The sequence below is a fragment of the Thermithiobacillus plumbiphilus genome, assembly GCF_038070005.1.
Taxonomy (GTDB): Bacteria; Pseudomonadota; Gammaproteobacteria; order Acidithiobacillales; family Thermithiobacillaceae; genus JBBPCO01.
The window spans coordinates 180,358-203,987 of the sequence record NZ_JBBPCO010000002.1 but is presented as its reverse complement, the minus strand read 5'-3'; the positions used below and the strand labels follow the sequence as shown (position 1 = coordinate 203,987).

Genomic DNA, 23,630 nt, shown 5'->3' with positions numbered 1-23,630 from the left:
CTCTTTAAATTTGAATTCGTTTGCCTTTGCGGATCTCTTCCAGTAGCGCCTCGCGCATGGATTCCAGATAGCGTTCCACGTCGGTCTCGTCGGCCAGCCAGGCCTTATCGAAGAAGACCTTTACCAAGCGGCTGGGCACATATTCGATGCGCAGTTCCGGCTTGGCGGGTGGCGTGGGGCTCAATCCTTTATCCGGTGTGGCGGTTTCCCCGAGCACCAAAGCAGGTTCGGGTGTTGGTGCCGGTTGCGCCCAGGATGTCATCTGCGAAAGCAGCCGCTGGTAGTCACTTTCCTCGAACCGGCGCAGGGTATCGCGGATGACGGCAATCAGATTCTGGCGCTCAATGGCGGCGTTGAAATCGTTGAACGGACGGGTGATCTGCTCCTGTTGCTCGCCGTTCAAAGTGCCAAATTCAGCCATGCCGCAGAGGCGGCCTTTAAGACCGGCGACCGTCTCCTTGGCCTTGGCCATCTCGGCCCCGACCTGGGCCGCGACCTTCTCCTGCAGGGTTTCAAGCAGCAATTTCACCTGCTGCATGCGGTTGCCCTTGAAGCATTCCGGATCGTTCAGAATGGTGACTAACTGTGCAGTTTCGTCGCCATCGATGTTGGCGAAATTGGGCTCCTGGGTCTGAACAAACTTGCGGGCGTTATCAAAAATGCCTTTCTGCGGCCCGCTCATGAACTTGCGGACAGGATCGATTACGCTTTCCTTCATATCGAGCAGCGCGTCTTCCTGGCGGGTGAGTTCTGTCAGATACCAGTTATAGGGCTTGCCAGTCAGTTCCTTGAGCTTCTCAAGCACTGGTGACAGTGCATTCAGGAAGGGATATTGGGATGCCTGTGCCGCCAGCGGGGTGAGCTGATGCATCAGGTCCTGAAGTGCGGTGCTGGCTTCCTTGCCGAGCGCCTTAGCTTCACTGGCGTGCGGCGGGGCATCAAAGAAGTCCTCAAAAAACGCCTTGAGGGCTCGGACCTGCGATGCGGTAAATTCGACCTGGGGCTCCAGCACCACATTGCCGTGGCCATGGTTGTTGCGCAGCGCCCGCTCCAGTTCGCTCTCTTCCAGCAGGTTGCCGTCGGCGCGAACCTCGACCTTGCCGCGAGCGCACAGGTTGGCCAGGGTGCAAAGTACGGCGGCGTAGTACCAGCCGTAGGGTTTGTGCTCGAATCTCTCCAGGAGGCTTTTAAGTGTTGTACGGACGCCGCCTCGGTTATTGCTCTGGATGAACGCTAATATCTCCTGCTCTGATTCGGCAAGTACGGTCGTGTCGGTGCCAAACAGGGTTCCTTTTTTATCTCGGAGGATTGTCTTGATCATCTCTTCGGTGTAGGTGATGCCGCGCAGCATGCGAAGGTTCGGATAGGCGCGGGAGATGAGCTCTTGGAATCCGCGCAGCACCCTGGTCTGCGCATCCTCGGAACCAATCTCGATGTCAGTTCCTGCCACGAACAGCCTGGCTTTGCCCATCAGGCTTTGAACGCGCTTCTGCAGTTCGGCAAGCCGTTCACGATTCTGGGAACCCTTGTCGGCCAGGATGCGTTTCACCGCCTCCTGCTGTGTGATCGAGATATTCTGGCGGATGTACTTTTCCGTCCGCTTGTACATGAGGATGTCGCGCATCAGTCGTTCATCTGCCGGCAGAAGCACAAACAGCTCGTCGGATTTATAGGTTGAGTTGGTACGCAGCATTTGCTCGTTTTCTGCGTGCTCATGGAACGGGCTGATGACATGGATGGCCAGGTCATGCTCTCGCCCGCACTGCCGATCATCTAGCTTTCTGGAGAACGGGTAGTCCTGGCCATTCTCATCGTAACGGATCTTCCGAAGCTTGATGACCTGATCGAAAACAATCTTCTCAAGCTCGGTGGCAACTTCCGATGACTCCACCTCGGTGTTCTTGATTTCCTGCTCGACGTCTTTTTCCTCGTCGGTCAGGTATTCGTAGAGCTCACCATTGCGCTGCACATAGGTCTGCTGTTCCAGCAGGGTGAGGGCTTCTTCGACTCTTTTTCTCAGTGCGGGCAGATCCTGATTGAAGCCGTCCAGCATCAGGACGCACAGGTTGCGAAGAGTCGGCTTGAACTCCTTGACGTACTTGACGAGGAAGAGTGTTTTCAACAGCCGGATCGCGAAGGGACCATCAAGATGGCTTTCTGCCTGGATGATGGCTCGTTGGATATTGGCTTTCAGCGCGGTGCGAATGCCTTCAAACATCTTGTCGAAGGTCGCCAGCCGACCGATTTCATGATCCCCGATCTGGATTGCAACCTGCTGGAACACCCCCAACATGGAGCGTTCACCCACCGAGCTGTGCTTGCCTTCAAAGGCGTTATGCTGCGACAGATTCTGAATGGCCGACTGGAACAGCGCGAACTGGTAGGGAATGAACGGATAGCTGTGAATGAAGTGATCACGATCCTGAAAGTTCCGGTAGGTCTGCGATCCGTCGGCAAAGTCGAACAGGGTCTTAAAATTATTGGACTGCGCGTGATAAATCTCCGAGAGCAGGCGAACGCCTTCTTCAGTTTTCATGAGCAGACGCTTCTGGATAACCTCCGCCACGTCGGCGCTGGTCAGCTTCATACGGTTGGCAAACCGGGCCTGGATCTTCGAGAAGTCGTTGCCTTGCTGTTTACCCATCTCGCCGACAACCATCCCCATTTCCTCCTGAGCGGTCACGATGACCCATGAGCGACCTCGACATTTGGTTGCCAGACTCTCGGCGATGGTTTGGAGGTTGGTCATCAGTTTGATGTTTTCAGCGATGTATTGACCGACCTCGTCAACAAAGAAGTTCAGCCGGAAATCGGGCGATTGCCCCTCGATATACGCATGCACCTGTTCGGCAAAATCCTCGATGGAGACACGGTACTGGCTGCGGTATTTATCGAGTATCCCCAATGCCTGCGCCTCGTCACCACCGGTTGCCTGGGCATAGGCTTTGGCAATGTTTTTCGCTTCGAGCAAGGCCTGCTCACGACCCTTTTGCCAACTTCTGCCCGCCGTGGATTCATAGGCCGATTTGAACTGTTCATAGAGGCCCCGACTGTCGAGATCGCGCTCGAACTGGGCGATGTGCCCGTGCTTGCCGTAGTAACCGCACATCTCATCAAAGACCTTGACGAAGACTGCGAGGAGCGCGTCGATCTGGGTCTTGCTGATGACATCGGCTTTCTGGTCGATATTGAACAGAATGCTTTTCGACGGAATGGCGACGGCTCGCTTGAGATCGCCGCGCAGGATTTCGTTGTCGCCGCACTTGGGCAGGAACAGGTCAAGAGCGGATGCCCCGTCGATCTGCCGGTTTTCGAGCAAGAACGCCAGCATCTTCAACAGGTGGGATTTACCTGATCCAAAGAAGCCGGAAACCCAAACGCCATTGGCGCCTTCATAGTTGTTGTAGGCATCCAGAAAGGACTCAAGCCGCTTCTCGACTTCGTTGGTCAGTACGTATTCTTCGATTTCGAGCCGAAGACTTGCTTCATCGTCAGCTTTGATGACCCCTTCTATCGGGCGGTCAACAGGTTTGTTAAAAATAGTTTTAAGAGTGATCACGCTTCCCTCGGCTCTTTTCATTCAATTCAGGCTTCGCAGTGAAAGATGTTGAATGCCCGGTAATATTTGTCGTCATGCAGTCTTCCGAAGAGATCGAGCGATGCTCCGGACTCCAGGGAGTGGGTGTAGGATCCCGGGAAAAACATGATGGTCGGCTTTTCTTTCGCTGTGCTCTGCAAGTTGTTCAAAACGTTGTGCGAGCGGATGTAGGGGAACACCTCGCCAACGCCGGACAGAAAAAGAACTTCGAAATCCGCACTTGCCAGCTTGGCTGCAATGGCAGGAACAAGATGCGCTTCGGGGTCCAGCACGCCTTGCAACAGCTCCTTGAGCTGCTCTTTGGAGACGGAATCCTCCATCTCTAGAACCTGATCCCAGATGTCACGCTCTTTGAGGATTTCTATCGAAAGGTCATACAGATTGATCTCCAGAATACGGACGCCGACCTGCGCAAGGCGATTGATCAGTTGACGCTGGAGCCGCTCCATTTCAACGGTCTCTTCCGGTTTGAAGGGGCAGATGAAGAACGGGATCTCGTTACCGAGACCTTGTTTGTTGAGAAAACGCTGGCCTGAGATAACTGTAAAGAGATGCTGAAATGTGTCCTGCATCGGCATTCTGGCTATATCTGCTGTCACTGCTTCATTCCCTGCACATCGGATTCAAATATAGGGAAGTACAAAACTTCCCTGCGGCTGCCTTGATGGATCAGGTCCAACAGTCTCGGGCTAAGCATGGCAGCGTGTATCATGTTGCTGGCAGTCAAAAGATCGGCCTCGCGCAGCATCTTGAACAATACCTGCCGTAATTTGCCTCGTGTCGCTGGAGTGATCTCATCCAGTTCTAAATGCCACTCGGACTTCCGGTTGAAAAAGGAATCAAAATCATCAAATGTCAGATCCCCTTTCAGTGAGATGTAGCGCTCTCGAAGCACTTCGACGGCAAAATCAGCGATAAGTCTGTATTGACGGCAAACGGCGAGCCACAGGAAATAGGCTTGCTCTTGGTGGCTGGCCTCAATAAGGAATTCAACTTCGCCTTGAGACAGCGTCTTAAGTCGAGAGATAACCTCGCGGCAGATTCGTTTGAGTGTATTCAGTGTCCTGGTCTGCAGTAAATTTTCTGCGATGACCTTGTCTCGAACAGCGTTCCAGTCGCCAAGATCAAGATACAGCGCGGCCAGCTTCAACGATTCGCGGTGAAAAAGACCCCCCGTTGTAAATGACATGCTGTACCTGTCGCTACTCATCCTAGGTCAGGATTCCTTTTTATAATGCTCGGCAGCGCCACCTGCCTTCACCCACTCGTCCACTTCATCCTTTTTGAACTTCCAGAGGCGGCCCATGCGATGCGCGGGCATTTCATGTCTATCAATCCACTTGTACACGGTGTCATTGCTGACCCCAAGGTACTTGCAAATCTCAGTTATCGATAACCAACGATCTTCCATCTCGGACATCTCTCAAGCTCCTCGTGGGCGATTGGGGGCATGTGTTCGCCGAGGCGAAGTTAGTGGCAGGCTGATTTCTCCGGGGTAAGCCAATTGAAAATATACGAAGTGCACGCCTGAGGTCAACCGATCTCTGCCGATTTAAACCGATTTATTTCTGTTTGGCTCGATTAAAGCTTTTTGGCCATAAAACGGTGAACAGAATACCCTGGCGTCTGGAGATAGATCAGGTTTTGCTGCTTAGCCAGATGCCTGCTTGCTTTGGCGCACTGTTTTCAGGCCAGCCGCACTTCCCGGGGTCCATCGAAGGCCCAGAGCCAGCCGCGATTCTCCTGATGGCAAAAGAGCGTGAGCCCCATGTCACCATGGCGGGCATCCGCCATGTATCCCCCGGTATCCACATACACATGATCGAGGATGCTGAGCAGCCGGTTTTCACGCGGGGCGGTGATGGTGTGCCCGACATAGGTCCGGCTGAGATCCGGCACTTCGGGAAACTGCTCGGTGTGGGTGGCCAGCCAGCGCAGTTCGCGGCCCCACAGCAGATGATCCCGCCAGTTGCCCAGATCATCGAAGCCGATGATGTAGTGCTTGCGGGCAAGTTCAGTGCTGTGCGGATCATCGAGCACGGCATCGGTCAGACCCTTGCCGGTGCAGTCCAGGCGCTCGGCATGCAGTACCTGGAAGCGCTCGGGCGTGCCGCGTCCGATGACGCGCACCAGAGGCAGTGCCCGCAGGCGTTCGATCCACCCTGGTGCGAGGTCTTCGCGCGCTGGCACCTGCGCTAGCCACTTCAGGCCGCCATTGGCCACGAATGCACTGGCATAGATGTCGTCCCGGTCTTCGAGATAGGCCAGCAGCATGGCATCATGATTGCCGAGCACGGCATGAAACCAGGGCGCATCCAGCAGATCGAGACAGGCCATGCTATCGGGTCCGCGATCCACGAGATCGCCCACCGAGAACACCCGGTCTTTTGCGGCATCGAATCCGGCCTGCTCGAGCAGTTGGTCGAAGGCTAGCCGACAGCCATGCAGGTCCCCGACGATGAAGTCGCGCCCGGTGGTATTGATCGGGTGATCAACTTGCCAGGTATGGTCGAGGTCCGGCATCAGGGGCTCCAAATGGTCATGGTAAACTGGGAATACAATCACACGGAGGATGGCACATGTCGCGGATCTTTTTCACCGCAGACTCGCACTTTGGGCATGATCGGATCATTGAATACTGCAATCGGCCCTTTGCATCCGCCGCACAGATGGATGCCGGACTGATCCAGCGCTGGAATGCTCGGGTGGGTGTGCAGGATACGGTATATCACCTCGGTGATTTCACGCTCAAGAAGCCAACCTATGCCCAGAACATCCTGCGCCAGCTCCATGGCACCAAGCACCTGATCATCGGCAATCACGATCATGCCGCCGACCACACGCTCTGGGCCAGTGCCGCGCTGGCTGCCGATCTCACCGTGAATGGCCGCCGGCTGTATCTCTGTCACTATCCCCTGCGCGAGTGGCCGGGCATGTGGCGCGGTGCCCTGCATCTGTATGGGCACGTGCACGGCAGCTATCTGCCCCTGCCCGGCTCCATGGACGTCGGGGCGGATGTCTGGGGCGGCTGGCCGGTCACACTCGAGGAGATTCTGCCAACGATCACGCCCTACGATGCCGATCAGGCCAGGCAGCAGCAGACGCGGTTGCAACTGCAGCCGTGGTAGCACCGGGACCGGTACCGGGGCAGGATGCGATCCGCATCATGCCGGATCCGTGGGGACCACGACGGCACCCTTGGCATGGATCTCGCAGCGGGTGAGATACCAGTCATTGAACACGCGCAACTGCCCCGGCTGACCACACTGTTCGCAAATGTTTTCCGAAGCCCGCTCGGCCGCCTGCACCAGGTCTTCTATCGTATCGTCGGCGCCATCGAGATAGAAGCGCAGTGTGCCGAATTTTTCCTTGACCTGCGCCACCTGCGGGCCAGGTTGCAGGCCAGCCTGCTCGGCATGCGCCGTGATGGATGTTGCGAGTCCGTAGATCAGATCATACCAGCCATCGAGCACCTCGAATCCGAACAGCCTGAATGGGTCCTGCGGGCGACCTTCCTGTTTTCCACGTGGGAAAAGTGCCGGGAAATCATTGAACAGTTTCTCAGCAAGCTCGGTTCTCATGGTACCCCCCGGAAAGGTGCGGTGATTAGAAGTAGAATTTTCTCATACTCTAGATCGCGATTCACCGATTGGAGCGCCTGTGGGCGGTTATAAACGCATCTACCGCATTTACCGCGCCATGGCGTTGAACCTGCGCATCAAGCCGAAAAAGCGCCTGGTGCGTGAGAAGTCTGCGCAGCTGACGGCGCCTGATCCCCTCCCCGGCTGCTGGCCGGGTCCCACAAGCAATCACGCCCTCCACTCGCGACCAGCAACAAAAGTGCTTTCGCCCATCAATGTTCCTGGATCAGCCAGGAAGATCGACTATCTGCCCCTGAAACATCGGATGCGGCGATGAGGTATCATGTCGCGCCCATCGCGGAACGCTGCAGAAAGCGCAGCAGTCCGGGTTGCCGGAATTAACTTAAGCAGGACCAGCGGCGCTATGCCGAATAATGCACAGGGAGAAATAAAATGCACAAGATGAAAATGCTGTTCGTGGGTGGGATACTGGCGGTGAGCACGGTCCTGAGTGGTTGTGCTGGGGTCATCACCAACGCCATCCGGGAAGACAGGATGCAGATTAACCAGGACGCCCTGGCCCAGGCCAAGGGTCACCCCATCGTGATTGATCAGGTGGCGGTAAAGCTGGACCCGAAATATGTCAATGAGCCACGCGCCTACGCGCCGGAAGTCTATCGCACCATGATGGAAGACGATGCGCGCCAGGCCGCCCGCAATGCCGGGCTGGCGCAGGGACAGGGGGCGGCCTATCACGCTCAGGTGGACATCACCAGGCTATATCTTAAGTCTGGGCGGGTGGTGGAGATCGACAGCCGCGTGAACCTGATGGATCCGGCCGGCCGGCAGGTCGCCAGCGTGCCGCTGATCAACGTCTCCAATGGTACCAACCTGACGCAGACCTCGAATTTCCGCTACATGCACAGGCATGTGCTCCCGGGTAACGCCGCAGCTATCGTGACCCTGCTGCAAAGCATCCAGAAGACCGGTGGCAGGGCTGAGCAGATCCCGCCTGAAGTTGGATTTCTGAAATCCTACTACGGGCTGGAATACCCGATGCGCGACGCCACCACCGCGCGCTATGTCAACGGCGTCCGGTGAGTTCAACCACCAAGAGAAAGGGGCCTTGCGGCCCCTTTTTGCTATTGCAGCCCCGTATTGGCCAGCGGGCTCCCGAAGGGATTCTCGACGGCAACGCCACTCCCCTGAAGACCCGTGGTCCCCAGGTCCACCCCAAGACTGCTCTCCTGAGGTTTTTCCACGTCCCCCGACATCGCATCGCGGGCCAGGGTCGCCCCGCGTGGCTGATCCTTGAGCGATGGCATAGGGCAGTTTGTATTTCGGCAGGAGGGCAAAGTCCGGACGTCCAGTATGGCCGGGAGGCCTAGCGCATCCAGGGTGGCAGGCATTGGTCTGCCACCAGCACGGTAGAATCTCTTCCATGGTGCATTGCAAGGGTTCTAGTTATACAGCCAAGGCTGCGGGAGGAAGTAGAGCGGTAGTTTCAGTAATGAACCGCCCGGGGGCAGGACTGCCCCCGGGGTGTTGGATGGTTAAGCTTTTGCGCCAGCGCTGCCGGTTTAGGCCCTCACCCTGACCAGAAATCGGTGCTTTTCATCCCAGGTGACTGGCCGGTCGATCACCCGCGCCACGTCATCGGGATCCGCCTGGACACTGAATCCGCTTTGGCCATGCGTTCGCCTGCCATAATGCTCGACCACTGTGTCGGACACTGCATGGCCCATCAGCGCGGCCAGTTCGACTGGGGGCATACCGCTTTTCTTTGCATCGGCGGCGAACTGGTGTCGGGCTGAATAGAGTGTCGGGAAGCGCTTGCGCCGCGGCCAGAGCTGGCGGGTGACCCGGGTCAGTGTGTCACGGCAGCCACCTGTCACCGCTTCCCAGTGATGCTGAGTCTGTATCTGCTGCACCCAGGCCAGCATGTCCACCACAACCTGCAGCGCATCGGCATCCAGCAATCCCAAGCGCAGATGCCGGAACTCACCGTGGCTGCGGCCGTTGCTGTGCTTGGCATTCCTTGCCTTGAGCACTGGTTCGTCATCTTTATACAGGAGCTGCGCACTGGGCCACTCACAGGGACGCAGACCGGTGAGTCGGCCCGCCTGCAGCCAGAGTGCCAGACCCGCCGACCAGCGAGATGGATGGGTAGCCAGATGAGTCAGGAGCTTATCCAGCTCGACCTGGGGTAGCCTGCGCATTTTCTGGCCACTGGTACGGGGATAGGCTGGACGGCGCAGGCAAGGGGTACTGTCTGCCTGTAGGAGCTCCAGAGTGGCGAGGCCGGCCTCCTCGCTATTCATGTCATCGAGCAAAGCAAACGTGGCAGCGCGGTATTGCCGCCAGCTGGCCGGGCGCAGGGTGGGACGCAATTGGATGAGCCAGTGCACGAGGGTGATCGGGCTGGGCAGCAGCCCTGGGGGGAGTTGCATCTCTCGGGCAGCACGCCGTTGCAGCTGCTCTGCGGTCGCCAGATAACGCATTTGGGTCTGTTCACTACGATCTGGCTGGTCCATGTTCTCCCCCTGTTACTGTCCGTGCACCAGCGTCAACTCACAGCGTTACTGCGGGGCTTGCTGAGACGTGCAGAGTGAGGGTTCCGCCTCCTCCAGCCGGGCTATAGCCGCAGAGCATCCGGCCCAGTGGAATTTGGTCAGATATTGAATCATCGCCTGCGCGCAGATCGACCACTGGATGCGAGAAATATAGGGCCTCGACTTGATCCACCAGTTCGCCCATTGCACCGGCGCAAGCGGTTGCTCAAGCTGGTACACGGTCGCCCGCAGCTCCCGCAGGGCCTGCTCCATCAGCATGCGTCCCAGCACCAGCTGTGTCGTGTTAAAGGGTTCCAGCAGAGCTTCCATATCGAGCTTATTGAGATCCAAGGGCTCGAGTTCCAACGCAGGATCAAACGCAGAATTGCTCATGGTCGCCTCCATTGATGATTGTCAACAATGAAGACATTAGTCGGTCTCTTGATGATTGTCAACATCGGATTCAGTGGGCAGGCTGGCCCGCAGATACGCCAGGAATTCCGGACTTTTTGTCACCTGATGAATCAGGGACTCCAATATTAGGTGACGATCAGAATCCAGTTTCTGAACAAGTGCATCGAGTTGATTGATCGCTTGATCTGTCATAAAGACGTTGATCTGCCGCCGGCCGGGTTGGGCGAGCTTTGCGCGGCGGCGGCGCTGCGCCTCGCGTAGCTGGGCGCGGCGCTGTTCGGTGATTTCCATACCCTCCCCCATTATTGAACGATGTTCGGGAGGGTGCGGCAGCCGTTGATGATTGTCAACTTGTCGGTACTGGTGACGACGGTCTGCGTTATGGATGACGACGGTCTGCGTTATGGATGACGACGGTCTGCGCTACGGGTGACACGGTGCGGCATGGGTGACGCAGACCCGCGGCATACGTGCCACTTTGCTGCGTCGTGGGTGACGCGCGTGTCACCCGTAACGCAGGAATTGGTGCTTAGTGAGAAGTATGCTCTGGCGCGTATTCCCCGGACACATCCAACGCTTCGAGCCCGGCGCCAAACTGCGCCCGCCAGAGCGCCCAAACGTAATCGGCATCGGTATCAAAGCCGGACGGTCCTCGAAGTACGTAGATCCGGCCCGAAGCCGTAACGCCCTGGCGGGTGGCCGGATCGAATGCAATGATCGCTGTGCTCACCCGCCCCTCGTGGTTTTCCGGACAGTAGCCAACGAAATGCCGGCTTTTCCCCAGCTGCATGACCCGCCAGTTCACCAGATTGAGGGCCGGCTGTGTATTCACATCCGCGGTGCGCCAGATCGGCATAGGTTCTCCTGATATTTGTTGTTGTATGGATGCCGCTAGAGCGCATTCCCCGCCTCAGTGCAGCAGCCTGCGCCGCTCATTGAGCAGGATCTCAAGCACCCGCTCAGTCGCCTGCACCGCCTGACGCGGGCTCTGGAAGTTGCGGGCCAGCATGCGCTGGATACTGACGTCGAATGCCGGTAATGCCTCGACCGGCAGGCCGATGCGAGTGGCGAAGGCCTGGCGGGCGGTGTCGACAATGGCCGGATAGTGCTCGCGCTTTGGCAGGGGCACGGAGATGCAGTGCACGCGCGATCGCAGGGACTGGTCGATGCCATCGATCTGATTGGCCGTGGCGATCCAGTTGATGGGCGAAAAATCACAGCTGCCCAGCAGAAACTCGTCATACCAACGTTTGGAATTCTCCCGCTCCAGCAACTGATGCAGGGTGTCCGAGACCCGGCCGTTGCGGCGGCTCTCGGAGTCCTTATCCAGCTCATCCAGCAGGATCAACGGATTGGCCACCTTCTCCTGCACCAGAAAGCTCAACAAGAGGGAGGGCGTTGCCGTACCCCAGCCGCGCGCGGTGCCGCGCAGGGCGCGGTTGTCCGACGCCCCGCCTACCGCCAACGCAAGAAAGGGGATTTGCGCCAGTTCGGCCAGGCGCCGGGCGAATCGGGTTTTTCCGGAGCCGGGCGGGCCATACAGCAGCAGTGGGCGCAGACGGAATACGCCATCCCCCATGCGCTGGGCCGCGAGCTGGCGACCGACCGCCTCGGTGACCCGCGCCATCCACGGAAATTCCGCTGATAACGTTTCCATGACCTGATCGAGATCAGGCATCGGCAGCAGGATGGCGCCTTCGCGCTTGAGCTGTTCGAAGCGGCGCAGGTCGATTTCCTCGATCTCGCGGGCGCCGCGTGGCGGCGTGAGGCTCTGGATCAGCGCATGGCGGGGGCCGCTTGACGAACTGACCGGACTGGGATCAGCCCTATTTACCGCTGCATCAGCTGTCTGTTGCTGCGCAACGGCTGTTGGCACTGGTATGGGTTCCACTGGCCGCACCGGGTTCTCGGCACGCGGAAACATAGAATCCGCTGCGGCAATGGCTTCGTCGTCCTCATCCCGGTTGGGTGCTGCCATGAGGGGTTCATAGCGCGCCAGCCAGGCGGCATGAAGAAAGAGCCCCTCCCCCGCATCTTCCATACATTCGGACAGCAGTTCCTGCCAGTACTCCTGATTCTCAGCGCTGTTGTGCAACTGCAGCTCTGAGAGGGCCAGGTCCACCAGGTGCCGCACGGCCACGTCGAGGTGGAAGCGCTTGCCCTCATGCCGAGCGCTGATGGAGAAAAGCATATCTGCCGCCATGAGCCATGCCTCTGAAAGCTGGATCGATCGGGTGCGCACCATCCGGGCAAAGCGCAGGGCCGCCAGGGGGGAATGAAGCGACGCCGCCAGGCGCAGCGCCAGCAGCGCCTGGGCTGGATAGCGGTCCTCGATCTGCAAGGCCAGGGCGTAACCGGCCTCGGGGTGATGGGGTGCCAATACGAATCGCAGATAGGACTCAAGCAATGGGTCCACCGGCTCCCAGCCAGCTTGGAGCAGTGCGAGATAGGCGGCATGCTGAGGCGCCTGCAGGCAGGCGAATCCGGTTTGCAGCAGGACATCCCGCGAGGCAGTCAGCGCCAAGCGCGTCAGGTCGGCGGAAAACTGGTCCTCGGACGGGGGGAGAACAGACTCGAAAGGGTTCGACTGGCTGGTGGTCATGGCATCCTCCTTACTGGATGACTACCAGATTAGCAAAGCCGAAACAGTTGCGTAAGACCGCCGCAAGAGTCTTTATTGCAATATCCTGACATTCCTCCTTAATTCCGCACGACTACGTTATTTTATATAAGATAACGTAGTGCCAGAAGCGGATCTTTCGTCATGATGACATCATTGTAAGTGGTTACGTATATTAGATCACTGCTTGGTTCTGAATAGATGTATGCTTTCTTTGGTGATCAGACTATAAATACCTGTGTATCAACCTCACAGGAGATCATTACATGAAGAACGCCCCACTCGACACACTCGGATTCACCATGGTGCATGCGACCGAGAAAGCGACCCTATGGTCCTGTCCGCTCGGCCAGTTCTGGGTTGCACAGAATGCGCAGCCGCCCTGTCCACCCCCTAGCCTCGACAATCTCGAGGGGATGGCGCGGTATGTAGCCGGCCAGATCAATCGCGCGATGGTGCCGGTCGAGATCAAGGAGCGGACCGCAGGCGGAGCCGCGCTGATTCGGTTTCCAGCGCGGCGGCTGCTCAGCGATGAAGATGAGTGTTTTCGCCAACTCGGCCATGACATCGGGCCTCTCAAAAAACAGGCCGAGTTGCATGTTCCGGCCGGCTGGCTGATCGAGGTGGATGGCAGATGGCTAGCCCCGGTCTTCAAGCTTGATTGCAAGCTCGGTGAGCGCAGGAGCATGGCGCTGGACCGAAAAGGCCGCTCATCCTCGCAACCCGTGTATGAGTGGACGCCTGTGCTGGTGGGCTGTACGGATACAGCCGCAGTGCTAGCCTGGTTGCAGTCGGCGAATGCATCCAGCCTGCAGGCGCGGGCGGATGAACGAGAGCGCGCGCTTCAGGCCGCGGCCGATGCCCGGCGGGAAAGATATAACCAGGAGATTGACCGGGGCTTCGATCATTTTCTGGTAGAGGAGTACGCCCGCGCGGCAGAAAAATACAGCACCCTGGCCAAGGGCCGGGCCGCCGGACTGGATCAACGAAAGGGACTGGCCCAGGTCATCGCAGCACTCGCCATACCGGATTTCCGGGGCTGGGCCGAAACCTGGAAAACCAGGGAAACGGAAAAGAAGGCCCGGCCTAGACCGGCGCGGGTACCGGATGAGACCATCGAGCGTTGTACCGTCAGATATGTCGTCTGGTACCGCAGCGGCCGCGAAAGGGAGGAATGCGAGGAGCACGGCTGTCGGGCGAGACGCTATGGAACTAAATGGGAAATCGAGCTAGCGGACGGCTCGATCCTGATCAAGCGCCAGGGCCCCAATCTGCAAATCCTGCCGGAGTGAGCGGCGGAGATTTCCGGCCAGCCTATAACAGCTGGCCGGAGTTGGTGAAAGTAGCCATTTTGTCAATTTACCAAATGGAAGAGCGACTGGGCGCCTCATGATCCGAGGGTACAAGATTCCATGAGTCATTGAAGAGCATTGTTTTCACCGCTTCACTGGAACGCAAAGTCATTGATCTACATCGGTCAGCGCCAGAAGCGTAGCAGAAATAGCAACAATAGCAGCAATAGCCATGTTAACCATGGAGATGACTCATCAGTTCAGGATGGGTCAAGGCTTGGCAGTACCGGCAGACTCCTTGAACTCTGCAATTGCCTTGGCCAGCCTTTCACGCAAAGTCCTATCCCTCATACCCTCTTCGGGCAACTGGTGAGCAGCGGCGAAGTCAGCAATCTTTCCTGCTATGCTGTTGACGTTTGGCTTTTCAAAACCACCCATTTGGCCAGGATTCTTTTCTGCCAACATCAAAGCCAAGGTTCCGATTGTAAGTAGCAGCCCTTGTCTTTCCCGGGTGGACAAAGGTTTCGCTGCTTCTTCTACCCGGCTCATGGCCTGCCCCCTTTCATATCGCTCTCGCTCTTCATGAGTAATAAGCATTGATGAAAGCGGCCCAATCTTGCATTTTCCCAAAGCCAGAAACCCGTTCCCAAGGCGGTATTTATCAAAGAAGGCGGTGTTGTCAAATTTTGATTCGAAGGTATCCAGATAAATATAAGGGGATGCATAGGCAGTGACATTCGCGGCCTCACCCTCTGGACTGTGATCATCCAGATATACGATCCCTTTTAAATACGTGATTTGATAATCACCGTCAGCGGCATTCATGGCATAGACGGTGTCCTCAAAGAACATTGCCCGGCGAAGCTGATGGGTTTGCAGTAAATGCATCACATCTCCAATACTGATCCCCCACAACGCTGCTATTTCTTCAACAGAATAATAATCCTTGCTTTTCAATTCCATACGGCCCACCGCAACAGCGAGAAATCCATTTGGCCAAGGAAGAGGCCGAAAGTTGCCATACCGGCTTGGCAAGGCTTCATAGTACTTCTCGAACCCGTCCCAGCAGATCGTCGGAAACCTTCTCCATCCGCTCGACCTTCGAGAGATAAGGTTGTGACACGCCCAAGCGCCGTGCCAGCTCTGTCTGCCTGATGCCCGCACGCATCCGCATCAATGCCACGGGGTTTTGCACGTAGTCGGCGGGGTCGAAGGGCTCGTAATCATCGGTCTGGGCAGCACGCGCTTCGAGCCCCGCCAGCTCGTCCTCGATCTCGGTCTTCAGGGCTCGATAGACGGCCACGGGGATCAGCACGTATTCGTCCTGTCCGTCCAGGCTCTTGATGGTTTGCAGGGTCATTTGTAAACGTCTCCTCGGGGACCAATTCTTTCCACGGCAATAATCCGTACTTCGTCCTGCCGGTCATAGATCACGCGCCAGGTGCCTACCCGCAGCCGCCAGAGCCAGGAACCTGAAAGCTGCTTCACGTCCAGGGTGGGATCGTCGGGATTTCGGGCCAAATCCATCAGCTTGTCCGTTATCCGCAGCCGGTCGGTACTGGACAGACTTTGCAGCTTGCGCTTGGCCTCGCGCTTGATCTTCAGAGCATAGCTCATTATATAACCTTCTGGTTATTATTATAACTATAGAGAAGCAGGATGTTAGATTGGGCTCGCTAAGCTGTCGAACTCTTCTTGTTGCGTTGCCGAATCTTAACCACGTCCCCTGAAGGCTTGACGCCGCCCGCTGCCCAGATGGCACTGGTGGCCATGTTCACGGCATCCCGAATCGGATCAATGGCCAGATGGGCATAGCGGGCCGTGGTCGCCACGTTGTTATGCCCCAGCGACTTGCCAGTGATGGCCAGACTTACGCCCATGGATACCTGCCAGCTCGCCAGGGTATGCCGCAGATCATGTAGCCGCAGGTTGGCAAAGCCGAGTTCTTGCTGCTCCAGCCCCAATGCCTCGGCTTCCGCTCGATAGCTGGCGATAGCCTTTTCCACATCTTCCACGGCTGCTTGCGCTTCGGCCAATGCCTGCGCATCCCAGCCCTTGGCAGCGCCCACGCGGGCCATGAGCTGGTAGAGCCTCGCCCTTTGCTTGATGCGCGCCCAGCCGGCTTTGGGTTCGACCATGTGCCCGGTCCTGCCCTCTCCGGGAAAGACGTGGGCATCGTTCGTTGTCGCCTTGCGTAGCGTCAGGATCTCGATCGCTTCCGGCGCCAGGGGAATGACAAGGGGATCTTTTGTTTTGGTCTTGGCAGCCGGAATCGCCCAGACGCCGCGCAGCAAATTGAGCTCGTCCCAGCGCATGGACACTACATTGCCCTGGCGTGCGCCGGTCAGCAGCGACAGCAGCACATAGTCTCGAATGTCGGTGTTCGATTCTTCCGCCACGGCCTGAAAGAAGGCCGGCAGTTCATCAGCGCCCAGCCAGCGTTCCCGCTTCTCTTCCTTGAACATCTTCACGCCCTTGGCCGGGTTCTCGAAAGGCAGATCCCGTTCATGGATGCCAAAGTTGTACATGGTCTTGAGTAGCGCCAGCAGGCGATTGGCTGCATAGATGCCATTGTCCTGCCCGATCTTGGCATGCAGCGTCTTGACGTCAGAACGGCGGATGCTCGACAGCTTGCGCTTGGCCCAGGGTTGCAGATATTTGAATCGGTCCCGGTCGGTCTTCCAGCTCCGTTTGTGCGGCATGGCGTGATGCGTCATGTAGTCTTCGAACAGGTCGCCCAGGGTCCATTCCTTGCGCTGCTCGCGTTTCATGTCTGCCGGGTTCATGCCCTTGGCAATCTCGCCGTTCACGGTTTGTGCCTGCTTGCGCGCCTGTTCGATGCTCATTTCCGGGTAGCCGCCCAGGCGGATCTGCTCGGGCTTGCCACTGACACGTCGATACAGATAGAAAGTCTTGGCGCCGGTGCCGGTGATGCACAACGCCAGGGCCGGGGTCTTGGTGTCGTAGTGATAGACGCGCTTGCCCTTGGGTGGAATGGGTAAGGCATCGATGCTGGATTTGGTGAAGTTGAACTTGCTGGTCATACGCCCCCCGGTCGGTCATACGCTGGTCATACGCCGTAGGGAAATTTCGGGGTCTGACCGAATGACTAAAGTAAGGTCAGAATAGGCATAAAATAAGGGTTTGTAAACTTTGGTCATACAGGGGAAAAGTCAGGAAAACATTGAACCGTGAGACTCTTAATCCGTTGGTCGTGAGTTCGAGTCTCACCCGGCCCACCATATTCCCCAGCAATATCAACGCCTTAGCACGATCCCGCTGCTGAGGCGCTTTTGCGTCTGGACTATCGTGGTCCACTTTGGTCCACTTCACGCCGCGCCGTTGTCAGTTGCCGTTCCGATTATTCGCCATCGGGATGCTGGGCCTGGCCGCCATAGCCGATCTGTCTCCCATGCTCAGTTGGTCTTGCAACCCGCATCCAGGCGGGGCAAGACTGGGGCTGGATCATCGGTCCTGGCCTCGGCCACCGCCTCGGCAATCACCGCGTCCGATACCCCATGGCGACGCAAGCTGTCGATCAGATTGTGTAGCGGATCGGACTCCAACCGGGCCAGATCCTGGCGCAGTCCCTGCCCGACATAGGCCCGGATCAGGGGCTGATAGCCCGAAAATCCCAACATCGGCGCCACGCGTTTGAGATCATCGATCACATCCTCCGGCATGCGCAGACTGATGGTCGTCATGGCCCGATCCTTGCGCAAGCGGGTGTTGATCAGTTCAGTAGTCTTCATACAATCTCCTTTCCTCGGCAGTTGCCGGCCACGCTGAGATGATGCGGATGCCATCGTCTTCGCGGATGATATGCACCACGCAAACAAGGCGACTGCTGGCCTGTGGGTAGCCAATGGCCTTGTCCCGTTCCTCGCCCTTGTCGCTCGCATCCACCACCCGGATAAATGGATCAAGAAGCACCTGACTCGCCAGTTCGAAGGTGACGCCATGCTTCTTGATATTCCTGGCAGCCTTCTCAGCCGACCAGACGAAGCGAATGCCGTGATGGGTATGCCAAATATCCATGCGATTAGAATAACATCTGTATATACAACGTCAATATGATAGCTCGATCTTGATCCCCCTGCGCTCCTTCGCGATGAGCGGCTCAGGCGGCTGAACACCATCACCTGGACGTCGATGTGGATCAGCCATCGCTGTGGGTGCTCGCGTGCATGCTCGCCCAAGGCAACCGGGGCAGCCAGCACGTAGTGCTGGCGCACCTGGCCATTGGCTGGCTGCGCCGGAGGATCCGAAGCGTCAGCAACTCATGCACACGCTCGATGGCATCAATGCCCAGTTCGGGCGGGCGACGCTGCGCTTTGCGGCAGAGGGACTGGCACAACCCTGGGCCATGCGCGCCAGCAGGCGCTCCCCCCGTTACACCACCTGCTGGGGGGAACTGGCGCGGGTGCGGTGATGTCGAAGCCGAACCATACGCACGATCTTGAGCAAGGCGGTAGCGGGGCCGGTCGGGTAGCGGCGATGCTGCTCCCAGTTTTGCTGTGTCTTGACGCTGACCTGCATCCCGGAGCAAAAAGGCGTCAAGCGCAATCCTGTCGGAGCGGATAGGGCTTGATCAGCACCTCGGCACGGATGTCCAGCCCTTCGCTGAGCTTGCGAATCATCTGAATGGTTAGCGGACGCTTGCGACCAAGCACTTCGGACACGCGACTTTTCCCGCCGATATACGGCTCCATATCCTTCCGGGCCAGACCAAGGTCATCCATACGGCACAAGATAGCCTCAATGGGATCCGGTGGATCAATCGGATAGTGTTTTTGCTCGTAGGCATCGATGAGCATGCTCAAGAGCTCCATGCGATCACCCTCCGGGGTGCCTGGCTTGGCGTCGAATACCGTTTCGAGTTCAGCCAGCGCCCGCCGATAGTCCGTCTCTGATTTGATCAGATAGGCATCCATTGCTGTCTCCTGATAAAGCCCTAATTGTTTCGCGGTTCTTGCGCCGCGTCTTTCTGCTGTTCGCGTGACTGCGGCTACCCGACCGTAGCCGCATCGATTCGATCATACTCGGCGTGGGTACCGATAAATTTGATCCAGATAACCCCGACATCGTAATTAATGGCAGCAATCAGACGGTAGTCATTGCCCTTGATGTTGAACACCACCCGATTGTTGGCGATGATGCTGGCATTTCGGTAGTCCGCCTTGACGTCTGCCGGGGTCTTCCAGTCCGCTTTGCAGGCCATGGCATGCCACGTTTTGAGCGGCTGTCGGTATCCGGCCTTTCCTCCCAGAAAGCCCGCAGCGTCCTTTTGGCGATCACTCTCATTGACACCGATTGCCCCCACATGTTCCCAAAGTGGGAACAAGTCGCTTTCACAGCATCCAGAGTTTGGTCGCAAAGGCGGCCGGGTCTGCCGGAGTTCCTGCGCGAGATGGTCGTGCATCCGAACAATACGGAGGTCAACCAGCGGGGTAGGGACATTGGAACCAATTCACTCGCCAAATGCCCGACCATGGCCCGAGCCCATGGCATCCCGCGCAAACTCCGGCACGATTTCGCCCAACTCGGCCGCCGCGGCATTGTCGCGATAAAAATGATCAGCGGTCTCGACCACCCGCAAAGTCAGATGCGGACCGATCGAGGGCCGGAGATAGTCAGGCAAGCCACGGACCACCTCATCCCGCGCACCGGCAACGACCAGCACCGGGACTTTGATTGCAGCAATGGCCTTGCGAATATCCTTGTCTGGTTGAGGCCCATAGTAGCTGAGCAGTGTACTGGCAGCCACTTCGGCAACCGGGCAGCCGGGCGCGGGCCCACGTATCAGGGTGTCCCCCTGCCCTGCGCGAACCAGCTTTTCTGCTTTGTCCAGGGCTGCTGGAGCTTTCGGCTGACCCTTGGCGGGTGCGATGGCGATGACGCCCCGAAGCGCTGGCTCAGGGTGGTGAGCCGCGAACAGCAGCACACGCTGGCCACCCTGCGAATGTCCGGCCAACACGACGTTTTTCACCCCTTTTTCATGAAGCCAGTCGAACCAGGCAGCGATTTCGTCAAAGGACAACTCCAGGGTACCGCGCTGGGGCTGATCGCAATTCACCGGCTCGCGCCGATCATCAATCCCGTGACTCAGGGTGATGGCAAGGACCGGCACACCCGCCTTTACCCAGCGCTGCATCTGATCCTGCACGGGATACTGCATGCCCAGGGTCCCCTTGGTGCCGTGGATCCAGAGTACGGCACCCGTTTCCCGAGGATTCACACCCTCCGGCACACGCCAGTCACCATTCAAGTGAATGGACTTGGCACCCTGCTGAAAACTTATCTGCACCGGCGCAGCCAGACTGATGCCCGAAGCCATCAGCAACCAACATGAAATGAACCAGCAAACGATTTTGGACATGATTACCTCAGGGAGCGAAGTAGGCCCAGCCTTCCTGCTGGCGGTCAACCACATGGACGATGCCCGAAGGGACGACACCGACATTAGGCAGCAGATCGTCCTTGCTGATCTTCATGGCCCGCATGGTATGCCCGCAGGCCAGAAACTTCACCCCGGCTTCCGACAAGGCGGCCACGGACTTGCTCATGCTGTTGTCCGAGCCATCGACCTTGCGCGTCATCAATGACAGACCCGGGCCGAAGGCAACCACTTCGATGGTGGCCTGCGGCCGATCCTTGTGCAGATTCTGCAGATTGCGCATCAGCAGATCCTGTCGGGCGGTATCCTTGGTAAACACAGCGACGACCACGCGAGGCTTCTTGGCATCGGCGGCCATGGCAGGTTGCGCGACGATGCCGAGTGCTGCGACCAGCAGAGCCATCCAGGAGATGATCCGGAGTGGTGAAAATTTGGGCATTGGGCTCTCCTTCGACAAGGATAAAATGAAAAATCAGTTATAGCACAGGAATCGAGCGATTTTGCATCCGTTGCAAGGCCCCATCGAGCCAGCACTCCGGCGATCCATGACTTATGTAGCGGTCCCATTCACCTGACCGGCAAGGATTGCTAGGATAGGATGACATTTCGCAATCCGGGAGTCCGGTCATGCTGTACGGCGACAAGCGCGAGACCTATCGGGACATCTTCTTCCAGGTCTGGCAGAAATATCGGAACAAGCAGCCCCTGGAAGGCATCGAAACCGTGATCCTGCCGGTACTGACCATGCATCCGGAGTACCAGGCCGTCCTGGAAAACCCGGACCGCTATGCGGATCGCGACTACACTCCGGAAGCCGGCGAGACCAATCCCTTCCTGCACATGGGCCTGCATGTCTCGATTGCCGAGCAGCTCGCCATCGACCAGCCGCCCGGCATTCGGGCGCTATATGATCAGGCCCGGGCGCACTTTGGCGAGGCACACGCCGCGGAGCACCTGATGATGGACTGCCTGGCCGAAGCCATCTGGCAGATGCAAAGGCAGGGCAGCGATTTTGACATGCATCTCTACATGCGCTGCATCCGCGACCAGATCGGCCTTCCCCCGGAAAACACTGAGGACAAATCATGAGCAATGCCGCTGAACAGAAAACGGGTGCCGAAGTCATCCGCTGGAACCTGGCCGACCTTTACGAAAATCTCGATGATCCCAAATTACGCGATGATCTTACCTGGGCCAGCCAGATGGCCGAGCAGTTTGGGCAGGATTACCGGCGCGACTTTGCGACACTCTCTTCCCAGGAACTGCTGAAGGCGGTGGAGACCCTGGAGGCCATTCACAGCCGCGTCGGGCGGGCCGGCGCCTTTCTTTACCTCAATTACGCCACCCATACGGATGATCCGCGCTATGGCGCCGCACTACAGCGCTTCGAGGAAGACGCCACGGCCATCCAGCAGCATCTGATTTTCTTTGAACTGGCCTGGAATGCCCTGGATGACGACGTAGCCGCGCGCTTGCTGGAAGACCCCGCTCTCTCCCGCTACCGCCATCACCTGGAAAGCGCGCGCCGCTACCGCCCGCACCTGCTGAGCGAGCCCGAGGAAAAGATCCTCGCGGAAAAGAACGTGACTGGCCGGGCGCTCTGGGACCGGCTGTTTGAAGAGACCCTGACCGACCTGCGCTTCGAGGTCAAGGGGCAGCAGATGACCGAGCAGGAAGTCCTGGCCCTTCTGTCCAACCCTGACCGCGACACCCGCCGCGCCGCTGCCGATGCCCTGACCACTGGGCTGCAGAGCCGGCTGCGTACCCTGACCAGCGTCTTCAATGCCATGCTCGCGGACAAGGCCCTGGATGATCGCCTGCGCCATTACCCGCACTGGCTGGCGGATCGCAATCTATCCAATGAAGCCAGCGACAGCATGGTCGAGGCGCTGATTCAGGCGGTGGTGGCGGGCTATCCGCTGGTGGCGCGCTATTACCGGCTCAAGGCTCGGCTACTTGGGGTCGGGCAACTGGAGGACTATGACCGTTATGCGCCGATTCCAGGCGCCGACCGGCGCTATAGCTGGGAGGAATGCCGGGAAATCGTGCTCGGCGCCTTTACCGATTTCTCGCCGGAAATCGGTGGCATCGTGCGCGAGTTCTTTGACAAGAACTGGATCGATGCGGCCCTGCAGCCCGGCAAGCGCGGTGGCGCCTTCGCCCACCCGGTCACGCCCGATGCCCACCCCTATGTCTTCGTGAACTACACCGGCAGCGTGCGCGACGTGATGACCGTCGCCCATGAGCTTGGCCATGGCGTGCATCAGTATCTCGCCCGCTCCCAGGGCTATTTCAATGCCAACACCCCGCTGACCACCGCCGAAACGGCCTCGGTTTTTGGCGAGATGCTGACTTTCGAGCGCCTGATGCGTGATGAAAGCGATCCCCGCCGCCGCTTGGGACTTTTGTGCGGCAAGATCGAGGACACCTTCGCCACCGTGTTTCGCCAGATCGCCATGAACCGCTTCGAGGACGCCATGCATACTGCCCGGCGCAGCGAGGGCGAACTCTCCAGCGAGCGCCTGTCCGAGCTCTGGATGGAGACCCAGGCGCCGCAGTTCGAGGATGCCGTGCATCTGCGCGAGGGTTACCGCATCTGGTGGAGCTACATCCCCCACTTCATCGGCTCGCCGGGCTATGTCTATGCCTATGCCTTCGGCGAGTTGCTGACGCTCGCACTGATCCAGCGCTATCACGAGCAAGGCCAGGATTTCGTGCCGCGCTACACCGAGATGCTGCGCCTGGGTGGCTCGCGCAGTCCGGAAGCGGTGGCCGCGGTCACCGGGGTTGACCTCAAGGATCCGGATTTCTGGTCGCGCGGGCTGGCCTACATGGAAGGCATGGTCAGCGAGGCGGAACGTTTGGCCGGGGGCTGAGCCGCAACTCCCATCCGCACAGGTGGTCTACTGTATTACTTATTTGCTTTCACACAGGAGGCCACCATGGCGGGAAATCACGGGGATATTCTCATTCACGTTCACGAAAACCTGAGTGGCGACAGGCTGCAGCAACTGGAAGAGACGCTGCGCCAGAAACAGTGCGTCTTCAATGTGGAAACCACACCCGAAAACGAGCATCTCTTTGTCGTGACGCTGGACTCCGACTGCACGGATTCATCCACCGTGCTGCAGGCGGTACGCGACAAGGGATTTCGGGCCGACCTCCTGGGCCTATAG

The 23,630-nt window shown here is 58.1% G+C and carries 30 protein-coding genes; 8 read left to right on the top strand and 22 right to left on the bottom strand.

The features are described 5' to 3' along the window. Nucleotides 1–4 precede the first annotated feature (4 nt). The 5 genes from brxC to WOB96_RS03075 all read right to left on the bottom strand — a co-directional run bounded on the left by brxC (nt 5) and on the right by WOB96_RS03075 (nt 6,121). Nucleotides 5–3,580 (bottom strand): BREX system P-loop protein BrxC, encoded by a 3,576-nt coding sequence (gene brxC, locus WOB96_RS03095; RefSeq protein WP_341369810.1) that lies wholly within the window; start codon nt 3,578–3,580, stop codon nt 5–7. A 5-nt stretch (nt 3,581–3,585) separates the two neighbouring features. After that, nucleotides 3,586–4,176 carry a DUF1788 domain-containing protein gene (locus WOB96_RS03090; RefSeq protein ID WP_341369809.1) on the bottom strand — a complete coding sequence of 197 codons (591 nt, stop codon included), beginning with the start codon at nt 4,174–4,176 and terminating at the stop codon, nt 3,586–3,588. 17 nt (nt 4,177–4,193) lie between these two features. After that, nucleotides 4,194–4,787 (bottom strand): DUF1819 family protein, encoded by a 594-nt coding sequence (locus WOB96_RS03085; RefSeq protein ID WP_341369808.1) that lies wholly within the window; start codon nt 4,785–4,787, stop codon nt 4,194–4,196. A gap of 27 nt (nt 4,788–4,814) precedes the next feature. After that, nucleotides 4,815–5,018: a helix-turn-helix domain-containing protein gene (locus WOB96_RS03080; RefSeq protein WP_341369807.1), complete on the bottom strand. Its 204-nt coding sequence runs from the start codon at nt 5,016–5,018 to the stop codon at nt 4,815–4,817. Between the two features lie 266 nt (nt 5,019–5,284). Further along, a complete protein-coding gene (locus WOB96_RS03075) occupies nt 5,285–6,121 on the bottom strand; it encodes a metallophosphoesterase (RefSeq protein ID WP_341369806.1) in 837 nt (278 codons plus the stop codon). A 56-nt stretch (nt 6,122–6,177) separates the two neighbouring features. Here WOB96_RS03075 and WOB96_RS03070 point away from each other — a divergent pair, with 56 nt between their 5' ends. After that, nucleotides 6,178–6,726 carry a hypothetical protein gene (locus tag WOB96_RS03070; protein WP_341369805.1) on the top strand — a complete coding sequence of 183 codons (549 nt, stop codon included), beginning with the start codon at nt 6,178–6,180 and terminating at the stop codon, nt 6,724–6,726. 36 nt (nt 6,727–6,762) lie between these two features. On the opposite strand, the gene WOB96_RS03065 is transcribed toward WOB96_RS03070, so the two are convergent. Next, nucleotides 6,763–7,179: a hypothetical protein gene (locus WOB96_RS03065; RefSeq protein WP_341369804.1), complete on the bottom strand. Its 417-nt coding sequence runs from the start codon at nt 7,177–7,179 to the stop codon at nt 6,763–6,765. Between the two features lie 79 nt (nt 7,180–7,258). Here WOB96_RS03065 and WOB96_RS03060 point away from each other — a divergent pair, with 79 nt between their 5' ends. Next, nucleotides 7,259–7,516 carry a hypothetical protein gene (locus WOB96_RS03060; RefSeq protein WP_341369945.1) on the top strand — a complete coding sequence of 86 codons (258 nt, stop codon included), beginning with the start codon at nt 7,259–7,261 and terminating at the stop codon, nt 7,514–7,516. A gap of 116 nt (nt 7,517–7,632) precedes the next feature. Continuing rightward, nucleotides 7,633–8,280, top strand: coding sequence for a hypothetical protein (locus WOB96_RS03055; RefSeq protein WP_341369803.1), 648 nt, complete (start codon nt 7,633–7,635; stop codon nt 8,278–8,280). Between the two features lie 41 nt (nt 8,281–8,321). Here the strand turns inward: WOB96_RS03055 and WOB96_RS03050 are convergent, their stop codons facing one another. The 6 genes from WOB96_RS03050 to WOB96_RS03025 all read right to left on the bottom strand — a co-directional run bounded on the left by WOB96_RS03050 (nt 8,322) and on the right by WOB96_RS03025 (nt 12,747). Further along, entirely contained in the window at nt 8,322–8,504 is a 183-nt protein-coding gene (locus tag WOB96_RS03050; RefSeq protein WP_341369802.1) for a hypothetical protein, read from the bottom strand. Nucleotides 8,505–8,759: 255 nt separating this feature from the next. Further along, a complete protein-coding gene (locus WOB96_RS03045; protein WP_341369801.1) occupies nt 8,760–9,713 on the bottom strand; it encodes a site-specific integrase in 954 nt (317 codons plus the stop codon). 45 nt (nt 9,714–9,758) lie between these two features. Beyond that, on the bottom strand, nt 9,759–10,124 hold the full coding sequence (locus WOB96_RS03040; RefSeq protein ID WP_341369800.1) for a hypothetical protein: 366 nt from the start codon (nt 10,122–10,124) through the stop codon (nt 9,759–9,761). A gap of 36 nt (nt 10,125–10,160) precedes the next feature. Further along, a complete protein-coding gene (locus tag WOB96_RS03035) occupies nt 10,161–10,436 on the bottom strand; it encodes a hypothetical protein (RefSeq protein ID WP_341369799.1) in 276 nt (91 codons plus the stop codon). A 238-nt stretch (nt 10,437–10,674) separates the two neighbouring features. Beyond that, entirely contained in the window at nt 10,675–11,001 is a 327-nt protein-coding gene (locus WOB96_RS03030; protein ID WP_341369798.1) for a hypothetical protein, read from the bottom strand. A gap of 54 nt (nt 11,002–11,055) precedes the next feature. Beyond that, nucleotides 11,056–12,747 (bottom strand): AAA family ATPase, encoded by a 1,692-nt coding sequence (locus WOB96_RS03025; RefSeq protein ID WP_341369797.1) that lies wholly within the window; start codon nt 12,745–12,747, stop codon nt 11,056–11,058. 284 nt (nt 12,748–13,031) lie between these two features. Between WOB96_RS03025 and WOB96_RS03020 the strand changes: the two genes are divergently transcribed. Next, nucleotides 13,032–14,057 carry a hypothetical protein gene (locus WOB96_RS03020; RefSeq protein ID WP_341369796.1) on the top strand — a complete coding sequence of 342 codons (1,026 nt, stop codon included), beginning with the start codon at nt 13,032–13,034 and terminating at the stop codon, nt 14,055–14,057. Between the two features lie 270 nt (nt 14,058–14,327). On the opposite strand, the gene WOB96_RS03015 is transcribed toward WOB96_RS03020, so the two are convergent. The 6 genes from WOB96_RS03015 to WOB96_RS02990 form a co-directional block, all read right to left on the bottom strand. After that, nucleotides 14,328–15,020: a hypothetical protein gene (locus WOB96_RS03015; RefSeq protein WP_341369795.1), complete on the bottom strand. Its 693-nt coding sequence runs from the start codon at nt 15,018–15,020 to the stop codon at nt 14,328–14,330. A 76-nt stretch (nt 15,021–15,096) separates the two neighbouring features. After that, nucleotides 15,097–15,417 carry a helix-turn-helix domain-containing protein gene (locus tag WOB96_RS03010; protein WP_341369794.1) on the bottom strand — a complete coding sequence of 107 codons (321 nt, stop codon included), beginning with the start codon at nt 15,415–15,417 and terminating at the stop codon, nt 15,097–15,099. After that, the gene (locus WOB96_RS03005) at nt 15,414–15,674 is read right to left on the bottom strand and encodes a type II toxin-antitoxin system RelE family toxin (protein ID WP_341369793.1); all 261 of its coding nucleotides are present in this window, start codon (nt 15,672–15,674) and stop codon (nt 15,414–15,416) included. The genes WOB96_RS03010 and WOB96_RS03005 overlap by 4 nt, the downstream gene beginning before the upstream one ends. 59 nt (nt 15,675–15,733) lie before the next feature. Then, a complete protein-coding gene (locus tag WOB96_RS03000) occupies nt 15,734–17,101 on the bottom strand; it encodes a tyrosine-type recombinase/integrase (RefSeq protein WP_341369792.1) in 1,368 nt (455 codons plus the stop codon). Between the two features lie 372 nt (nt 17,102–17,473). Next, entirely contained in the window at nt 17,474–17,809 is a 336-nt protein-coding gene (locus WOB96_RS02995) for a hypothetical protein (protein ID WP_341369791.1), read from the bottom strand. Continuing rightward, nucleotides 17,796–18,095, bottom strand: coding sequence for a BrnT family toxin (locus WOB96_RS02990; protein WP_341369790.1), 300 nt, complete (start codon nt 18,093–18,095; stop codon nt 17,796–17,798). Before WOB96_RS02990 ends, WOB96_RS02995 begins: the two co-directional genes overlap by 14 nt. Before the next feature lie 145 nt (nt 18,096–18,240). Here WOB96_RS02990 and WOB96_RS02985 point away from each other — a divergent pair, with 145 nt between their 5' ends. After that, nucleotides 18,241–18,489, top strand: a complete 249-nt coding sequence (locus WOB96_RS02985; protein WP_341369789.1) for a DUF4113 domain-containing protein — start codon at nt 18,241–18,243, stop codon at nt 18,487–18,489. A gap of 124 nt (nt 18,490–18,613) precedes the next feature. Here WOB96_RS02985 and WOB96_RS02980 read toward each other — a convergent pair whose 3' ends face one another. The 4 genes from WOB96_RS02980 to WOB96_RS02965 form a co-directional block, all read right to left on the bottom strand. Next, a complete protein-coding gene (locus WOB96_RS02980; RefSeq protein WP_341369788.1) occupies nt 18,614–18,991 on the bottom strand; it encodes a helix-turn-helix domain-containing protein in 378 nt (125 codons plus the stop codon). Between the two features lie 74 nt (nt 18,992–19,065). Beyond that, complete coding sequence (locus tag WOB96_RS02975) at nt 19,066–19,278, bottom strand: type II toxin-antitoxin system HigB family toxin (RefSeq protein ID WP_341369787.1); 213 nt, start codon at nt 19,276–19,278, stop codon at nt 19,066–19,068. Between the two features lie 249 nt (nt 19,279–19,527). Then, entirely contained in the window at nt 19,528–20,436 is a 909-nt protein-coding gene (locus tag WOB96_RS02970; RefSeq protein WP_341369786.1) for an alpha/beta hydrolase, read from the bottom strand. 7 nt (nt 20,437–20,443) lie between these two features. Then, entirely contained in the window at nt 20,444–20,893 is a 450-nt protein-coding gene (locus WOB96_RS02965; RefSeq protein ID WP_341369785.1) for a DsrE family protein, read from the bottom strand. 188 nt (nt 20,894–21,081) lie between these two features. Between WOB96_RS02965 and WOB96_RS02960 the strand changes: the two genes are divergently transcribed. The 3 genes from WOB96_RS02960 (at nt 21,082) to WOB96_RS02950 (ending at nt 23,630) form a co-directional block, all read left to right on the top strand. Then, nucleotides 21,082–21,543 carry a DUF1841 family protein gene (locus WOB96_RS02960; protein WP_341369784.1) on the top strand — a complete coding sequence of 154 codons (462 nt, stop codon included), beginning with the start codon at nt 21,082–21,084 and terminating at the stop codon, nt 21,541–21,543. Beyond that, on the top strand, nt 21,540–23,330 hold the full coding sequence (locus tag WOB96_RS02955) for a M3 family oligoendopeptidase (RefSeq protein ID WP_341369783.1): 1,791 nt from the start codon (nt 21,540–21,542) through the stop codon (nt 23,328–23,330). Before WOB96_RS02960 ends, WOB96_RS02955 begins: the two co-directional genes overlap by 4 nt. Before the next feature lie 66 nt (nt 23,331–23,396). Further along, nucleotides 23,397–23,630, top strand: coding sequence for a hypothetical protein (locus WOB96_RS02950; RefSeq protein ID WP_341369782.1), 234 nt, complete (start codon nt 23,397–23,399; stop codon nt 23,628–23,630).

Coding starts and splice junctions, on each gene's coding strand:
- brxC (WP_341369810.1), bottom strand. CDS start 3,580: ATGAAAAGAGCCGAGGGAAGCGTGATCACTCTTAAAACTATTTTTAAC.
- WOB96_RS03090 (WP_341369809.1), bottom strand. CDS start 4,176: ATGCCGATGCAGGACACATTTCAGCATCTCTTTACAGTTATCTCAGGC.
- WOB96_RS03085 (WP_341369808.1), bottom strand. CDS start 4,787: ATGTCATTTACAACGGGGGGTCTTTTTCACCGCGAATCGTTGAAGCTG.
- WOB96_RS03080 (WP_341369807.1), bottom strand. CDS start 5,018: ATGTCCGAGATGGAAGATCGTTGGTTATCGATAACTGAGATTTGCAAG.
- WOB96_RS03075 (WP_341369806.1), bottom strand. CDS start 6,121: ATGCCGGACCTCGACCATACCTGGCAAGTTGATCACCCGATCAATACC.
- WOB96_RS03070 (WP_341369805.1), top strand. CDS start 6,178: ATGTCGCGGATCTTTTTCACCGCAGACTCGCACTTTGGGCATGATCGG.
- WOB96_RS03065 (WP_341369804.1), bottom strand. CDS start 7,179: ATGAGAACCGAGCTTGCTGAGAAACTGTTCAATGATTTCCCGGCACTT.
- WOB96_RS03055 (WP_341369803.1), top strand. CDS start 7,633: ATGCACAAGATGAAAATGCTGTTCGTGGGTGGGATACTGGCGGTGAGC.
- WOB96_RS03050 (WP_341369802.1), bottom strand. CDS start 8,504: ATGCCATCGCTCAAGGATCAGCCACGCGGGGCGACCCTGGCCCGCGAT.
- WOB96_RS03045 (WP_341369801.1), bottom strand. CDS start 9,713: ATGGACCAGCCAGATCGTAGTGAACAGACCCAAATGCGTTATCTGGCG.
- WOB96_RS03040 (WP_341369800.1), bottom strand. CDS start 10,124: ATGAGCAATTCTGCGTTTGATCCTGCGTTGGAACTCGAGCCCTTGGAT.
- WOB96_RS03035 (WP_341369799.1), bottom strand. CDS start 10,436: ATGGAAATCACCGAACAGCGCCGCGCCCAGCTACGCGAGGCGCAGCGC.
- WOB96_RS03030 (WP_341369798.1), bottom strand. CDS start 11,001: ATGCCGATCTGGCGCACCGCGGATGTGAATACACAGCCGGCCCTCAAT.
- WOB96_RS03025 (WP_341369797.1), bottom strand. CDS start 12,747: ATGACCACCAGCCAGTCGAACCCTTTCGAGTCTGTTCTCCCCCCGTCC.
- WOB96_RS03020 (WP_341369796.1), top strand. CDS start 13,032: ATGAAGAACGCCCCACTCGACACACTCGGATTCACCATGGTGCATGCG.
- WOB96_RS03015 (WP_341369795.1), bottom strand. CDS start 15,020: ATGGAATTGAAAAGCAAGGATTATTATTCTGTTGAAGAAATAGCAGCG.
- WOB96_RS03010 (WP_341369794.1), bottom strand. CDS start 15,417: ATGACCCTGCAAACCATCAAGAGCCTGGACGGACAGGACGAATACGTG.
- WOB96_RS03005 (WP_341369793.1), bottom strand. CDS start 15,674: ATGAGCTATGCTCTGAAGATCAAGCGCGAGGCCAAGCGCAAGCTGCAA.
- WOB96_RS03000 (WP_341369792.1), bottom strand. CDS start 17,101: ATGACCAGCAAGTTCAACTTCACCAAATCCAGCATCGATGCCTTACCC.
- WOB96_RS02995 (WP_341369791.1), bottom strand. CDS start 17,809: ATGAAGACTACTGAACTGATCAACACCCGCTTGCGCAAGGATCGGGCC.
- WOB96_RS02990 (WP_341369790.1), bottom strand. CDS start 18,095: ATGGATATTTGGCATACCCATCACGGCATTCGCTTCGTCTGGTCGGCT.
- WOB96_RS02980 (WP_341369788.1), bottom strand. CDS start 18,991: ATGGATGCCTATCTGATCAAATCAGAGACGGACTATCGGCGGGCGCTG.
- WOB96_RS02975 (WP_341369787.1), bottom strand. CDS start 19,278: ATGGCCTGCAAAGCGGACTGGAAGACCCCGGCAGACGTCAAGGCGGAC.
- WOB96_RS02970 (WP_341369786.1), bottom strand. CDS start 20,436: ATGTCCAAAATCGTTTGCTGGTTCATTTCATGTTGGTTGCTGATGGCT.
- WOB96_RS02965 (WP_341369785.1), bottom strand. CDS start 20,893: ATGCCCAAATTTTCACCACTCCGGATCATCTCCTGGATGGCTCTGCTG.
- WOB96_RS02960 (WP_341369784.1), top strand. CDS start 21,082: ATGCTGTACGGCGACAAGCGCGAGACCTATCGGGACATCTTCTTCCAG.
- WOB96_RS02955 (WP_341369783.1), top strand. CDS start 21,540: ATGAGCAATGCCGCTGAACAGAAAACGGGTGCCGAAGTCATCCGCTGG.
- WOB96_RS02950 (WP_341369782.1), top strand. CDS start 23,397: ATGGCGGGAAATCACGGGGATATTCTCATTCACGTTCACGAAAACCTG.